Source organism: Brevibacterium samyangense, from assembly GCF_039529845.1.
Lineage (GTDB): Bacteria > Actinomycetota > Actinomycetes > Actinomycetales > Brevibacteriaceae > Brevibacterium > Brevibacterium samyangense.
Genome location: NZ_BAAANO010000012.1, coordinates 60,827 through 75,076, shown reverse-complemented (window position 1 = coordinate 75,076; position 14,250 = coordinate 60,827). Strand labels below are relative to the sequence as shown.

General features: G+C 68.9%; 10 protein-coding genes. 5 read left to right on the top strand and 5 right to left on the bottom strand.

What is annotated here, in order from left to right; genetic code table 11:
* Positions 1-223: 223 nt before the first annotated feature.
* Entirely contained in the window at positions 224-2,428 is a 2,205-nt protein-coding gene (locus ABD172_RS06520; protein WP_344308044.1) for a polyribonucleotide nucleotidyltransferase, read from the top strand.
* A 9-nt stretch (positions 2,429-2,437) separates the two neighbouring features.
* Positions 2,438-3,784, top strand: a complete 1,347-nt coding sequence (locus ABD172_RS06515; protein WP_344308042.1) for a M16 family metallopeptidase — start codon at positions 2,438-2,440, stop codon at positions 3,782-3,784.
* Between the two features lie 116 nt (positions 3,785-3,900).
* Here the strand turns inward: ABD172_RS06515 and ABD172_RS06510 are convergent, their stop codons facing one another.
* Together ABD172_RS06510 and ABD172_RS06505 are read right to left on the bottom strand one after the other, a co-directional pair.
* Positions 3,901-4,956, bottom strand: a complete 1,056-nt coding sequence (locus ABD172_RS06510; protein ID WP_344308040.1) for a TAXI family TRAP transporter solute-binding subunit — start codon at positions 4,954-4,956, stop codon at positions 3,901-3,903.
* Positions 4,953-7,175 carry a TRAP transporter permease gene (locus tag ABD172_RS06505; RefSeq protein WP_344308038.1) on the bottom strand — a complete coding sequence of 741 codons (2,223 nt, stop codon included), beginning with the start codon at positions 7,173-7,175 and terminating at the stop codon, positions 4,953-4,955. The genes ABD172_RS06510 and ABD172_RS06505 overlap by 4 nt, the downstream gene beginning before the upstream one ends.
* A gap of 317 nt (positions 7,176-7,492) precedes the next feature.
* Here ABD172_RS06505 and ABD172_RS06500 point away from each other — a divergent pair, with 317 nt between their 5' ends.
* From ABD172_RS06500 to ABD172_RS06490, 3 genes are all read left to right on the top strand, one after another.
* On the top strand, positions 7,493-8,113 hold the full coding sequence (locus tag ABD172_RS06500) for a superoxide dismutase (protein WP_344308036.1): 621 nt from the start codon (positions 7,493-7,495) through the stop codon (positions 8,111-8,113).
* Positions 8,114-8,275: 162 nt separating this feature from the next.
* Entirely contained in the window at positions 8,276-9,031 is a 756-nt protein-coding gene (dapB, locus tag ABD172_RS06495; protein WP_344308034.1) for a 4-hydroxy-tetrahydrodipicolinate reductase, read from the top strand.
* Positions 9,028-9,483 carry a hypothetical protein gene (locus tag ABD172_RS06490; RefSeq protein ID WP_344308032.1) on the top strand — a complete coding sequence of 152 codons (456 nt, stop codon included), beginning with the start codon at positions 9,028-9,030 and terminating at the stop codon, positions 9,481-9,483. Before dapB ends, ABD172_RS06490 begins: the two co-directional genes overlap by 4 nt.
* A gap of 36 nt (positions 9,484-9,519) precedes the next feature.
* Here the strand turns inward: ABD172_RS06490 and ABD172_RS06485 are convergent, their stop codons facing one another.
* The 3 genes from ABD172_RS06485 to ABD172_RS06475 form a co-directional block, all read right to left on the bottom strand.
* Entirely contained in the window at positions 9,520-10,878 is a 1,359-nt protein-coding gene (locus tag ABD172_RS06485) for a type 2 periplasmic-binding domain-containing protein (RefSeq protein ID WP_344308030.1), read from the bottom strand.
* 221 nt (positions 10,879-11,099) lie between these two features.
* Positions 11,100-12,395 carry a type 2 periplasmic-binding domain-containing protein gene (locus ABD172_RS06480; RefSeq protein ID WP_344308028.1) on the bottom strand — a complete coding sequence of 432 codons (1,296 nt, stop codon included), beginning with the start codon at positions 12,393-12,395 and terminating at the stop codon, positions 11,100-11,102.
* A 75-nt stretch (positions 12,396-12,470) separates the two neighbouring features.
* Positions 12,471-14,048 carry an AMP-binding protein gene (locus ABD172_RS06475; RefSeq protein ID WP_344308026.1) on the bottom strand — a complete coding sequence of 526 codons (1,578 nt, stop codon included), beginning with the start codon at positions 14,046-14,048 and terminating at the stop codon, positions 12,471-12,473.
* Positions 14,049-14,250: the final 202 nt, after the last annotated feature.

The following is a 14,250-nucleotide window of genomic DNA, read 5'->3' as shown; positions in this document are numbered from 1 at the left end:
CCGGTCGGTACTTCGAAGTCCGGTCGGGCCCCGGTTTTTCCCTTGCGGGGCGGGCGCACGTAGACTGAGAGGTGACCGACGACCCGTAGTGCTTGGTAATCGGTAGTGGCCTCCGCAGACCGATGTCGGCGTGGGCCTCGATCGATGACCAGGACTTTCATGGTCAACGTGACCACGGGTCACCGCAGCACGCACTCGGCGTGCAGATGAACGGAGATTCTCTTTGGGTCTGAACCCTGAATCCGCAGTAGCCCACATCGACAACGGTCGATTCGGCTCACACACCGTCCGCTTCGAGACCGGGCGACTCGCCCAGCAGGCCGCCGGTGCCGCCGTCGCCTACCTCGACGACGAGACCATGCTCATGTCCGCGACCGCGGTGAGCAAGAACCCGAAGGACCACTTCGACTTCTTCCCGCTTACCGTGGACGTCGAGGAGCGGATGTACGCCGCCGGCCGCATCCCCGGTTCCTTCTTCCGCCGTGAGGGTCGTCCCTCGACGGACGCCATCCTCGCGTGCCGCCTCATCGACCGCCCGCTGCGCCCGACCTTCGTCAAGGGCCTGCGCAACGAGGTGCAGATCGTCGTCACCGTGATGTCGATCCACCCGGACCACCTCTACGACACCCTCGCGATCAACGCCGCGTCGATGTCGACCCAGCTGTCCGGTCTGCCCTTCTCCGGTCCCATCGGCGGTGTGCGCGTCGCCCTCATCGAGGACCAGTGGGTCGCGTTCCCGAACGCCTCGCAGCTCGAGAACGCCGTGTTCAACATGGCGGTTGCCGGCCGTGTCGCCGGTGACGACGTCGCCATCATGATGGTCGAGGCCGAGGCCTCCGATCACTCCTTCGACCTCATCGCCGATGGCGCCACCGCTCCGACCGAGGAGATCGTCGCCGAGGGCCTCGAGGCCGCGAAGCCGTTCATCCGTGAACTGTGCCGTGCCCAGCAGGAGCTCGCGGACAAGGCCGCCAAGCCGGTCCAGGAGTTCCCGCTCTTCCGCGACTACCAGGACGACGTCTACGCCGCGGTCGAGGAACTCGCCTTCGAGCAGCAGACGAAGAACTTCCAGATCGCCGACAAGCAGGAGCGCGAGGCCGCCGGTGAGGCGCTCCTCGAGTCCCTCTTCGAGCAGCTCGGTGAGCGTTTCGAAGGTCGCGAGAAGGAGATCGCCGGCGCGCTCAACGCCCTCACGAAGAAGGTCGTGCGCCAGCGCATCCTCAAGGAGCAGGTCCGCATCGACGGACGTGGCCTCAAGGACATCCGCCCGCTCACGGCGGAGGTCGGTGTCGTTCCGCGCGTCCACGGTTCGGCGATCTTCGAGCGCGGTGAGACCCAGATCATGGGTATCACCACGCTCAACATGCTCAAGATGGAACAGCAGATCGACTCGCTGTCCCCGGTGAAGAGCAAGCGCTACATCCACCACTACAACTTCCCGCCGTACTCCACCGGTGAGACCGGCCGCGTGGGTTCGCCCAAGCGCCGCGAGATCGGTCACGGCGCCCTCGCCGAGCGCGCGCTCGTGCCGGTGCTGCCGTCCCGCGAGGACTTCCCGTACGCGATCCGTGAGGTCTCCGAGGCCTTCGGTTCGAACGGTTCGACCTCGATGGGTTCGGTCTGCGCCTCCACCCTCGCGATGCTCAACGCCGGTGTGCCGCTGCGCGCCCCGGTCGCCGGTATCGCGATGGGCCTCGTGTCCGACGTCGTCGAGACCGCCGACGGTCCGCAGACCGCCTACGCGGCCCTCACCGACATCCTCGGTGCCGAGGACGCGTTCGGCGACATGGACTTCAAGGTCGCCGGTACCTCGGAGTTCGTCACCGCGATCCAGCTCGACACCAAGCTCGACGGCATCCCCGCCTCCGTGCTCGCCGCCGCGCTCAAGCAGGCCCGTGAGGCCCGCCTCGCGATCCTCGACGTCATCAACGGTGCGATCGACGCCCCGGCGGAGATGGCCCCGACCGCACCGCGGATCCTCTCCGTGAAGATCCCGGTCGACAAGATCGGTGAGGTCATCGGCCCCAAGGGCAAGATGATCAACCAGATCCAGGACGACACCGGCGCGGACATCTCGATCGAGGACGACGGCACCGTGCTCATCGGTGCGACCGACGGCCCGGCCGCGGAAGCCGCCCGTGCGGCGGTCAACGCGATCGCGAACCCGCAGGTCCCCGAGGTCGGCGAGCGGTACCTCGGTACCGTCGTCAAGTGCATGCCCTTCGGTGCGTTCGTCTCGCTCACCCCGGGCAAGGACGGCCTCATCCGCGTCGCGTCGCTGCGCAAGCTCAACGACGGCAAGCGTGTCGAGGACGTCGAGGACGTCGTCTCCGTCGGTCAGAAGATCCAGGTGGAGATCACCGAGGTCGACAACCGTGGCAAGCTCACCCTCGAGCCCGTCGTGGCCGAGGACGCCGGCGAGGAGTAAGACCACTTCTTGCACACGGTAGAACTCCAGGGGGAGGGCAGTGGCGTCAAGCGCACTGTCCTCCCCAGTGGTATACGCGTCATCACCGAGACGATGCCGACCCTGGCATCCGAGACCGTCGGGATCTGGGTCGACTCCGGATCCCGCGACGAGACCGACCGCACCGCCGGGTCCACGCACTTCCTCGAGCACATGCTGTTCAAGGGAACGCGGACCCGCACGGCGCGGCAGATCGCGGAGACCTTCGACCGCACCGGCGGGGAGTCGAACGCCGCGACGGCGAAGGAGTACACCTGCTACTACTCGCGGTGCCTCGTCGACGACCTTCCCGTCGTCACGCAGTTGCTGTGGGACATGGTCCTCGATTCGCTCATCGACCCCGCCGAGTTCGAACGCGAACGCGGGGTCATCATCGAGGAACTCGCGATGGACGCCGACGATCCGACGGACGTGCTCTACGAGAGCTTCGACTCCTTCGTCTTCGGTGATCATCCGCTCGGTCGCCCGATCGGGGCGACGAAGGAACAGATCGCGGCACTCCCGCACGAGGTGCTCCTCGAGCACCACGCGGCGAACTACATCGGGCCCCGGCTCGTGTTCGCCGCCGCCGGCGGGCAGTCCCACGAGGCGGTCGTCGAGCAGGTCCTCGCCGCCACCGCGCACCTGCCGGTGCCGCAGGCTCCGGGGCACACCACGGAGCAGCCCACCGCCGAGGCGCCCGCCGGCTCCCGGCCCCTCGCCGGCTCCCGGCCGGGTCGCCCCGAGCGCACCGCCCCGGGGTTCCGCTCGGGCACGCTCCTCGTCGACAAGGAGACCGAGCAGCAGGGGATCATCCTCGGCGTGCCCGGTCTACCGGAGGCGCACCCGGACCGGTTCACATTCTCCGTCATGTACTCGCTGCTCGGCGGGGGCATGTCCTCACGGTTGTTCCAGTCCGTGCGGGAGGAGCACGGGCTCGCGTACTCCGTGCACTGCTTCGCGAGCCGCTACCAGGACGCCGGTCAGTTCGGGATCTACGCGGGATGTTCGCCCGCGCAGGCCCAGGCGGTCGTCGACCTGTGCGCGGCGGAGTTCGCGCGCCTCGCGACGCAGACTCCCGCGGAGGACGAGGTGGCTGCGGTCATCGCACAGGCCTCGGGGTCGACGATGCTCGGCCTCGAGAGTTCGGCGGCACGGATGAATCGCCTGGCCCGGCTCGAGATGTCCGGCCAGCCCTTCGAGTCACCGATGGACGCGCTCGCGCGGGTCCGCGCCGTGACCCCGGAGATGGTCCGCGACCTCGCGGCGCGCCTGCATGCGCAGGATGCCGCACTCGTCACCGTCGGTCCCGCGAAGTCCCTGCACCTGCCGGACTGAACCGCCCGCACCGCACTGCGCAGTACCGCTGCCGGGCGGATCCGACCGCGTCGACGCCCGAGGCGCCCCTCCTCATCGCAGGAGGGGCGCCTCGGGCGTTTCGCGCTTTCCGGGGCTCAGCCCTGCAGGGTCTCGATCGCCTGCTGGGCTCCGGGGTGAAGGGTGATCGGCTCCGGGGGAGTCGCGTTCTCGACGACGATGTCCTCGGCCGCGGCGTGCACCGTCACGAGATCGTCGTGGTGCTCGAACAACATGGTCGTGAGGGCGCACGCGGTGCCGTTGTCCATGTCGTTCCGGACCATGAGGACGTTCGGCGTCGCGATCGTGTTGACCGCCGCCTGCCCCGTGTACGTGTCCGCGGGGATCTCGGAGACCTCGTACACAGGATTGATCTCCTTCATCGCCGGTTCGAGATCGGAGATGTCGAGGATCTCCACCTGGTCCCCGGCATTCGTGAAGAGGTCCGTGATGCCTGCGGTGGGCAGACCGCCGGACCACACCATCGCGTCGATCGACCCGTCCTTCATCGCGTCCGTGCTCGACGAGAGGTCGATCCGCTGGGCGTTGACGTCGCTCTGGTCGAGGCCCGCCGCTTCGATGAGCCGCTGCGCGATGACCTCGGTACCGGATTTCGGGGATCCCGTGGACACGGTCTTCCCGGCGAAGTCCGCGACGGACTCGATCCCGGCGTCCTTGCGCACGACGACGTGCGTGTAGTTGTCGTAGATCCGGGCGAGCGCCGAGAGGTCCTGCGGACCGTCGAACTCGCCGTCGCCGTTCACCGCGTCCGCCGCGGTGTCGGCGAGGGAGAAGGCGAGCCCGTAGTCCCCGGCGGCGAGCTGCTGGAGGTTCTGGACCGACGCACCGGTCTCCGCAGCCGTTGCGGCGAGGTCCGAGTTCTCGGAGATCACGCTCGCGAGTCCACCACCGAGGACGTAGTAGACGCCCGTCGAATTGCCGGTGGCGATCGAGAGTGAACCGGGCATCGCGGTGCACGTGTCACCGTCGGCAGCAGCCTCTCCGCCGGCCGGGGTGCGTTCGCGCTGGCCGCCACAACCGGCGAGGACGAGGGACACGGCGGCGAGGGCCGCTCCCACGGAGGTGAGCGTGCGTCGGGTGCGGCGGTCGCCGAGGTCGGTGGCGCCTCTGCGGTGGAGGAGGGGGTTCTTCATGAGAGTGACCTTTCGGTGCGGGCCCGGTCCGCCCCGGCGGGGCTGCCGACGGGATCGGGGGCGAGGAATCGTTCCGTACGACGGCGGACGGAGACGAGGTGGACGACAACTGCGAGGACGAGGGCGGCGAGCCCGACGAGGATCGACATCGGCTGCAGGTACAGGAGTGCGCCCGCCGCGAGGAAACACAGGGTGCGCTCGGGCCAGCGCGCGCGGCGGAGGATCCAGCCGCCGGCCCCGGCCGCGAGGGCGGCGACCGCGAGCGCGGAGACGAGGCCCGTCCAGAGTGCGCCGAGGAACCCGCTCTGCGCGACGAGGCCCGCGCCCTCGGGGGTGAAGGTGAAGGCGAGCGGGACGAGGAACGCGGGGATCGAGTACTTGCACGCCTGCCAGATCGTCGGCACGACCTTCCCTCCCGTGATCGCGGCGGAGGCGACGGCCGCGAGCGCGGTCGGCGGGGACACCTCGGAGAGGACCGCGTAGTAGAAGATGAACATCGCGGCGGCGGCCTCCGGGATGCCGAGCCCGATGAGCGCCGGACCGATGATGACCCAGCTGATGATGAACGACGCCGTGACGGGCACCGCGAGACCGAGGATCGTCACCGCGACCGCGGAGAACACGCACGAGAGGATCACGATGAGGGTCGGGTTCGAGGTGATGCCCTCCGCGATGGCGACGAGCATCGTCGAGAGAACCTGTCCGAGCCCGGTCTTCGTGATCGTCGAGACGATGATGCCGGCGGCCGCACACACGCTCGCCACCGGGAGGGCGGACCGGATGCCGCTCGAGAGCGCCCCGTAGACCACCGCGGCGATCCCGCGCAGGGCCGGGACCGGGCGCCATCCGTGCGCATGGGCGATCTCGAGGAGACCGAAGAGGATGCCGACACCCGTCGCGTAGACGACCGCCTTGAACGGCGGGATGCCGAGCGCGAGGAACACGACGATGATGCCGAGCGAGATGAAGTGGTAGAAGCCGGACCGGAACACCGGCCACGTCCGGGGTTTGGGGCCGGGCACCTCGTCGACGTCGATCTTCCGGGAGTCGATCTCGATCGCGAGGAAGATCCCGAGGTAGTACAGGAGTGTGGGGACGACCGCCCAGAGGAGAACGGTGCCGTACCCGACGCCGAGGAGTTCGGCGATGATGAACGCCGCGGCTCCGAGGGTCGGCGGGGAGAGGATCGCTCCGATGCCGCTCGCGGCGAGCATGCCACCGGCGTTCTCCTTCGGGTACCCGGCCTTCTTGAGCACCGGCCACGTGACGGCCCCGAGCGAGACCGCGGTCGCGGTTCCCGAGCCGGAGACCGTGCCGAGCAGGAACCCCGAGAGGGCGACGGTGCGTCCGGGTGCGGCCTTCGATTTCGTGAAGAGGGAGAAGCTCAGGTCGATGAAGAACTTCGCCGCCCCGGTCCGGTCGAGCACAGCGCCGTAGATCGTGAAGAGGACGATGTACGTCGCCGCGACGTCGAGCGGCACCCCGTAGAAGCCGCTCGCCTCGTTGTAGAGGGCGTTGACGATCTGGTCGAAGTCGAGTCCCGCATGGGACCCCGGCCAGCCGAGCGGGATGTAACTGCCGTAGTACGCATAGACGAAGAAGACGACGCACACGATCGGGAGGATGAGCCCGGTGGTACGGCGCGTCGCCTCGAGGACGAGGAGAAGGAGGAGCCCGCCCATGACGGTGTCGAGCGGACTGAGCGTGCCCTGCCGGTCGAGGAACGCGTCGAACCCGCCGGAGAGGAACGGGAGGACCGGATAGAGACCGGTGCCGAGGGCGATGACGGCGAGGAGCCAGTCGACGACCGAGGGGTTGTCCGAGCGGCGTTCCGGCACCGAGGTGCGCTCGTCCGCGCTGTCGGCGGGCGCCTCGGCGGGTTTCCGGCGCGCGGCCGGACGGTAGAGGAGGAAGACGAGCGGGAGGACGAGCGCGAGGAACCAGATCAAGTAGAACTGCTTGCCCTGGGGGATCGGCCAGAACACCTGGACGAGGACGAAGAGCCCGATCGCGAAGCACACGAGGCCGATCGCCGCGTCGAGTCGTGGGGACACGGCGCGTTGGGGGAGTTCCTCGTCGTACTGGGCGATGAGGTCGCGGGCGGCATCGTCGGTGAGCGCGGTGTCGTCACCGGCGAGGGTGCCGGTGGTGCCCCCGGGCGTTCTGGCTGCCGAGGTGGGACCGGAGGGTGTCGAGGGGGAGCGGGAACTGCCGGACATCGGTGTCCTTCCGTGGGCATGTGCACGATGTGGACCGGGTGCACGTCGCTGTGCACGGCCCCGGCCCATCGGGGGTCACATCCTCGTGACCTCCGAAAGTGAGGTGCATCACGTCAATGTAGCCAGGTGGGGCAGGCCGTGCAAGAGGTCGGTGAGTGCGCGCCGGGTGCGAGCTCGGGATCTCCTCACCGCTTCTCATCGGGGCCGATACTCCGTTGTTCGTGTTCGAGTCCGAGGTATAGGGTCGTCCTATGCGGCGGTCCGCCCGTCGCCTGAACCCCACAGTCCCGATGTACATCCCTACGAGGAGGACTTTCATGGTCGAGAAGTACACGCTCCCCGAGCTCCCGTACGACTACGCCGCACTCGAGCCGCACATTTCGGCTCGCATCATGGAACTGCACCACGACAAGCACCACGCCACCTACGTGGCCGGCGCGAACACCGCTCTCGAGCAGATGGCGGAGGCCCGCGAGAAGGGTGACTTCGGCACCATCGGCAAGCTCTCGAAGGACCTCGCCTTCAACCTCGGTGGTCACGTCAACCACTCGGTCTTCTGGACCAACATGTCCCCGGACGGTGGCGACAAGCCCGAGGGCGAGCTCGCCGCTGCGATCGACGACCAGTTCGGTGGCTTCGACGCGTTCCGTGGTCACTTCTCCGGCGTCGCGACCTCCATCCAGGGATCCGGCTGGGCCATCCTCGGCTGGGACACCCTCGGCGGCCGCCTCACCATCGAGCAGCTCTACGATCAGCAGGGCAACGTGCAGGTCGGTTACGTGCCGCTCCTCCAGCTCGACATGTGGGAGCACGCCTTCTACCTCGACTATCAGAACGTGAAGCCGGACTACGTCAAGGCCTGGTGGAACGTCGTCAACTGGGCGAACGTCCAGGAGCGCTTCGACCGCGCCGTCAAGCAGACCGCGGGCCTCATCTGAGTCCGTTCGTCGCAGGCACCGGCTCGACGTCGTTCGGCGGCCCCCGACGGCCGTGCGTGACGCCGTGTGATCCTCGGCCCCTCGTCCTTCCCGGACGAGGGGCCGAGGTCGTCTCCTGGCCTAAGCTGGTGTGCGTTCACCACACGCTTCGAAAGGTTCTTCATGACCATCAGGGTCGCCGTCATCGGCGCAGCAGGACGCATGGGCTCGCACGCGGTGGAGGCGATCGAGGCCGCCGAGGGTCTCGAACTCGTCGCCACCGTCGGCCGGGAGGACTCCCTCGACACCGTTCTCGAGGCGGGGGCCGAGGTCGCCGTCGAACTCACCGTCCCGAAGTCCACCGAGGACAACGTCCGCTTCCTCGTCGAGCACGGCCTCAAGGCGGTCGTGGGAACGACCGGGTGGGATGCGGAGAAGCTCGCGCGGCTCGAGGAGCTCCTCACCGCACACCCGGAGTCCGCGGTCCTCATCGCCCCGAACTTCTCGATCGGTGCGGTCCTCGCGATGCACTTCGCCGAACTCGCCGCGCCCTACTTCGACTCCGCGGAGGTCGTCGAGATCCATCACACCCGCAAGCTCGACGCGCCTTCGGGCACCGCGGTCCACACCGCACAGAAGATCGCGGCCGCCCGCACGGCTGCGGGCCTCGGAGCCGTCCCGGACAACACCGAGAGCGATCCGCTCGGTGGTCGGGGTGCGGTGGTCGACGGCATCCACGTCCACTCGGTGCGTCAGGCGGGCATGAACGCTCACGAGGAGATCCACTTCGGGTCGATGGGCGAGGCGCTCACGATCCGCACCGACTCCTGGTCGACGAGCGCGTTCATGCCGGGCATCGTCACCGCGGTGAAGGAGATCCCGCACCGCACCGGGCTCGCCGTGGGTCTCGAGAACTACCTCTCCCTCCGCACCGCATGACGAAGGCGAAGATCGGCGCACTCGTCATCGCGGTGCTGCTGGCCCTGTACCTCGTGTTCGCCGCCCAGCGCGGCTGGATCATGCTCACCGATCCGAATCCCATCGCGAAGGTCATGGGCGTCGCCCTCTTCGCGCTGCCGGCGATCGGCGCGTGGGCGCTCGTCGTCGAACTCCTCTTCGGAGCCCGCATCGAACGCCTCGGCCGGACCCTCGGGGACGAGGGCGGACTGCCCGTCGACGACCTCCCGCGCACGCCCGGTGGGCGGATCGTGCGCGAGGCCGCCGACCGGGCGTTCGAGCAGTACCGGCGTGAGACCGAGGCCGCACCCGAGGACTGGCGCAGCTGGTTCCGCCTCGCCTGCGCCTACGATGCCGCCGGTGACCGGAAGCGCGCCCGGAGGGCGATGCGCACCGCGATCGCGAAGGAGCGCGCCGCCGCGAAGCAGAGCTGATCCCGCACCGGCCCGTCGGCGGCCTCCCGACCGCGCTCAGACCCCGGCGCCGGGGCGGAGGTCCAGGTACACGTCCTCGTAGAGCGCCTTCGCGATGGGCATCCCGTCGACCGCGGCCGCGGAGTCGCCGACGAGGTCCGCGTGGTCGTGGATCTCGGCGTAACCGGCGTCCCGGGCGATGCCCTCCCACTTCGTCACCGCGGCCTCCAGATCCGAGGCGAGCGCACTGCCGTCGAGGGACTGCAGGCCGTCGACGCGATCGGCGAGTTCCGCGTTCGCACCCTCGAGTGCGGCCTCGGCGTCCGCCTCGAGCCGGAGCACCTCACCGCCGCTCGCCGCGATGTCCTCCATCGAGTCGTCGTTGAACGCGACGGAGGCCTCGATGTGCTGGGCGTACCGGTGCATCGTGAGATCGAAGATCATCTGCCGGGCGGCGAGGGGGAGCTGCCGGAACCCGTGCCCGGCGATCATCGACGTGGGGCTGCGGACGAAGGACTTCTCCTGCGGGAACACCACGTACGGGGCCGCGTCGTAGAAGCCGTAGGTCTGCGCGATCTTGAGTCCCGCGAAGGTGCAGTCCATCGTGTTGCGCTGCAGGGCCTCGTACGTCTCCGGGTAGTGCATGGACACCGGAACGGCTCCCAGCGCCTTGACGATCGCGACGTCCGCCTTCGAACCGACCCGGATCATCGAGCCGGCGAAGTCCTCGGTGCTCGTGCGTGGTTCCGAGCACAGCAGGGCGTTCGAGAACTCGAACTCGACGGGGACGAGGACGTCGACGCCCTTCTCCTCGTAATCGGAGATGATCGCGCCGTGGTCCCACGCCACCTCCTGCATCGCGGTCGTCGTCACCATCTCGCTGAAGTACGGGTCGCCCTTCACGGAGGTGGAGAGGTCGACGAGCGCATTGATGTTCGGGTACTTCGTCGGGGTGTAGATCGGGATCTCGACCCCGATGTCGATCCGACCGTCCGCCACGCCCTCCGTCACCTCGTCGTACGGCGCGATGGCCTGACCGAAGACGGTCTCGACCCGGATCTTCCCGCCGGACCACTCCTCGATGTTCTCGGCGAAGGCGAGCTCACGCTTGCCGGTGTGGCTCTCGCCCGAGGCCGTGCCGGCCTGGAACGTGAGTGTCGTGGGTTCCATGTCCGCGAGCGCGGCGCGGTACTCCTCGGGGCCTGCACCCCACGGCACCGATTCGCCGGTGTCGACCGAGGCGGTGTTCTGCGCGACCGAGGCGGCGCACCCGGACGCGGCGACGAGGGTGATCCCGGCGGCGGCGAGCCCGAGGGCGGTGCGTGTGCGCCGGGTGAACGGGGTGCCTCGCCGGGCCGGGGATCCCGCGGGGACGGAGGGCGGGACGGTGGGTGAGGGAGCGGTGGAAACAGGCACGAACAGGCATTCCTCATCGAATGGGCGACGTGTACGCGCTCACGTTAATGAACATTCGTTCGGATCTGCAAAGTCTCGACCACGAAGTCTTTCGAGAAAGGACGGTTCTACCAGGGGGAGGCCACCCGGCGTGCGCGGGGCGCCCGGAACACGACGCGGCCCGCCGGACTCGGGGTCCGACGGGCCGCACGGGCGCGGGGCGATCCCCGCACGAGGAACGATCAGGACGGCCTGCGCTCGAGCATGACCTCCTCGAACACGGCGTTCGCGAACTCGTCGACCTCGAACGGCTCGGCCTCGTAGGCCTCGGCGAACTCGAAGTAGTCCTCGTAGTGCACGTACCCGAGGTCCTCGGCGATCCCGCGGTACTTCTCGAGCGCGTCCTCGACGTTCGCGATCATCGCCGCGCCGTCCACCGCGTCCGAGGACTCGACCTGCCCACGGAGGTCCTCGACCGCGGTGGCGAGTGCGGCCTCGGCATCGGGTTCGAGTCGGACGACGTCACCGCCCTTCTCCTCGATGATGCCCATCGCCTGACCGTTGAACTTGATGTTCGACTCGATCGTGTTCGCGAAGGCCTCGGCACGCAGATCCCACAGCAGCTGCTGCGCGGCGAGTGGGAGCGAGGTGACCTTCGGGCTCGCGACGAGCGCGGTCGGATTGCGGACGAAGGCGTGATCGGTGGGGATGACCGCATAGGGCGCCACGGTGAGGAACCCGTTGTCCGCCCCGATCTTGAGCCCGCCGAAGGTGCAGTCGATCGTGTTCCGCTGAAGCGCCTCGAACGCCTCGACGAACTGCATCGACACGGGGCTGCCGCCGAGGGTGCCGGCGAGTACGTGATCGGCCTCGGACCCCACGCGCATCTGCCGTCCCCCGAGCTCGGCGAGCGAGCCGCCGGGTTCGGTGCACATGAGGGCGTTCGAGAACTCGAACATCGTGGGCGTGTAGACCGTCGCCCCCTTCTCCTCGTAGGACTCGAGGATCTCCGGGGTGTTCCACGCGACGTCGAGGAGGGCTGCCGTCGTCACCATCTCCTCGAAGTACGGGCTCGCGGCTCCGGTGGGCGAGAGGTTGATGAGGTCGTTGATGGCCGGGTACTTGCTCGGGGAGTAGATGGGGATCTCGACGCCGAGGTCGATGCGTCCGTCCGCGGTCGCCTCCGTCACCTCGTCGAAGGGCGCGATCGCCTGACCCCACACGATCTCGAGGTCGATCTTCCCGCCGGACCACTCCTCGACGGAGGCCTCGAACGCGAGTTCGGCCTCGCCGGTGAATCCCGTGGGCCCCTGTCCGCCGGCCTGGTAGACGAGGGTCACCGGTTCCATATCGGCGAGGGCCGCCGCGTACTCCTCCGGTGCGGCGCCCCATGCGACGCCCTCGCCCCCACCTCCTCCGCCGGCGGCCGCGGCTCCACCGGCGGAACCGGCGCAGGCGGTGAGTCCGAGGCAGAGCGTCGCCCCGAGTACGGTGGTGAGAATCGTCGTGGTGCGTGCATGTGCATGTGCATGTGTCATCGTCACTCCTTTGTGCTGATGAGCGCAGTGCGGATGGAGGCAGCCCCGGTGGGACCGCCGAGGTGCGTGAGGCGTCTAGGAGACGACCACCTCGCGCAGGGTGGGCTTGTGGATCTTGCCGACACCCGTCCGCGGGAGTTCCGGGAGGATGTGGACGTGCTTCGGGTGTTTGTAGGACGCGAGACGGTCCTTCAGGTAAGCGCGCACCGAGGCGAGGTCGGGTGGAGCGGCGGGGTCCTGCGGGACGATGCACGCGACCGGCACCTCGCCCCAGGTGGGGTCCGGTCGGCCGACGACGGTGACCTCGGCGATGTCCGGATGCCAGGTGAGCGCGTTCTCGATCTCCGCGCAGTAGATGTTCTCGCCGCCGGAGATGATCATGTCCTTGAGGCGGTCGACGACGTGGATGAACCCCTCCTCGTCGCGGCGGACGAGGTCGCCGGAGTGGAACCACCCGCCGGCGAAGGCCTCCGCGGTCGCCTCGGGGTTGTTCCAGAAGCGGCTCATGACGCCGGGGCCGCGATAGACGATCTCGCCGATCTCCCCGGGCGCCACGTCGTTCATCTCCGGGTCGACGACGCGCACCTCCATGTCGTCGGCCGGTTTGCCCACCGAGCCGGGTTTGCGCAGGGAGTCCTCCCAGTCGATGCCGACGCCGTACCCGCTCGTCTCGGTCTGCCCGAAGGACGCCTTCACCTCGGTGTGCGGCATCGCCGCCCGCATGTGGTCGAGGACCTTCGCGCTCGCCGGCGCGCCGCCCCAGTTCGCATGACCCAGCTGCAGTCCGACCGCGTCCGCGCCTCCTGCCCGGTCGATCTCCTCGCACAGGAGCGACCACTGCTGGGGGACCATGAATGCCGCGGTCACCGCGTGTTCCTTCATCGTGCGGAGCGTCGCGGCGGCGTCGAAGCCGCTGCTCGCGACGACGAGCGCGGTGCCGCCCCCGGCGATCGCCCCCTGCGAGGCGAGGAACGTGCCGATGTGGAAGAGCGGCGGGGCGAGCATGACGACACCCTTCCCGCTGCTCACCTCCCATTTCTTCGCGACACCGGCCGAGCACACGAACACGTTGAGGTGCGAGAGCACAGCTCCCTTGGGATTGCCCGTCGTCCCCGAGGTGTGCATGATCGCGCAGTCGTCCGCCGCCGCGGGCACGACGACGTCGAGGACGTCGAGCGGGCCCGAGGCGAACGTCGCCGGATCGAGGTACGCGCGGCTGTCGAGGTCGAGGACCTCGGGCGCTGCCGTGGCGGCGTGCTCCCCGGCGCCGGTGGCGAGCTCCGCGGTGCGGTCCTCCACGAGGAGGACCGCCGGGGTCGTGTTGTCGAGGACGAACGCGACCTCGCGCGGAGTGAGCCGGAAGTTCACCGGGACCGTGATCGCGCCGAGCGCCCAGGTGGCGAGCACGGTGAGGAGGAACTCCGGCCGGTTCGTCGTGAGGAGGGCGACCCGGTCCCCGGTACGGACACCACGATCACGGAGGTCCCGCGCGAGCCGGAGGACGAGGTCGAGGGTCTGTGCCCAGGTGAGTGCGCCCCCGTCGTAGGTGATCGCGGGGGAGTCCGGGATCTCGTGGGCGTGGCGGAACACCCGGGCGAGCTGCCCGGGGGAGCGGCTGAGGTCGAGCAGGTGCATGTCGGACGGTGTGGTCATTCGCGCCTCCGAGGACCGGGAGAGGGTGTGCGGGGAGCCGAACGGCAGGTGGGGACCGGGTGGACCCGGACGGACGTGCCGGAGGACCCGCGGCCCGGGCGCTCTCCGTTGAGTGTCCGGCCACGCGCGTCCCGTGGACTTCCAAGTCGTCTGAACATCCGTTCGGCTGTTTTGAATCTAGGTGACTCCTCGGCGCGTGGCA

Bases quoted from the DNA above. Each gene is read 5' to 3' on its own strand.
- ABD172_RS06500 (WP_344308036.1), top strand. From the start codon at position 7,493: ATGGTCGAGAAGTACACGCTCCCCGAGCTCCCGTACGACTACGCCGCA.
- ABD172_RS06475 (WP_344308026.1), bottom strand. From the start codon at position 14,048: ATGACCACACCGTCCGACATGCACCTGCTCGACCTCAGCCGCTCCCCC.
- ABD172_RS06510 (WP_344308040.1), bottom strand. From the start codon at position 4,956: ATGAAGAACCCCCTCCTCCACCGCAGAGGCGCCACCGACCTCGGCGAC.
- ABD172_RS06505 (WP_344308038.1), bottom strand. From the start codon at position 7,175: ATGTCCGGCAGTTCCCGCTCCCCCTCGACACCCTCCGGTCCCACCTCG.
- dapB (WP_344308034.1), top strand. From the start codon at position 8,276: ATGACCATCAGGGTCGCCGTCATCGGCGCAGCAGGACGCATGGGCTCG.
- ABD172_RS06480 (WP_344308028.1), bottom strand. From the start codon at position 12,395: ATGACACATGCACATGCACATGCACGCACCACGACGATTCTCACCACC.
- ABD172_RS06490 (WP_344308032.1), top strand. From the start codon at position 9,028: ATGACGAAGGCGAAGATCGGCGCACTCGTCATCGCGGTGCTGCTGGCC.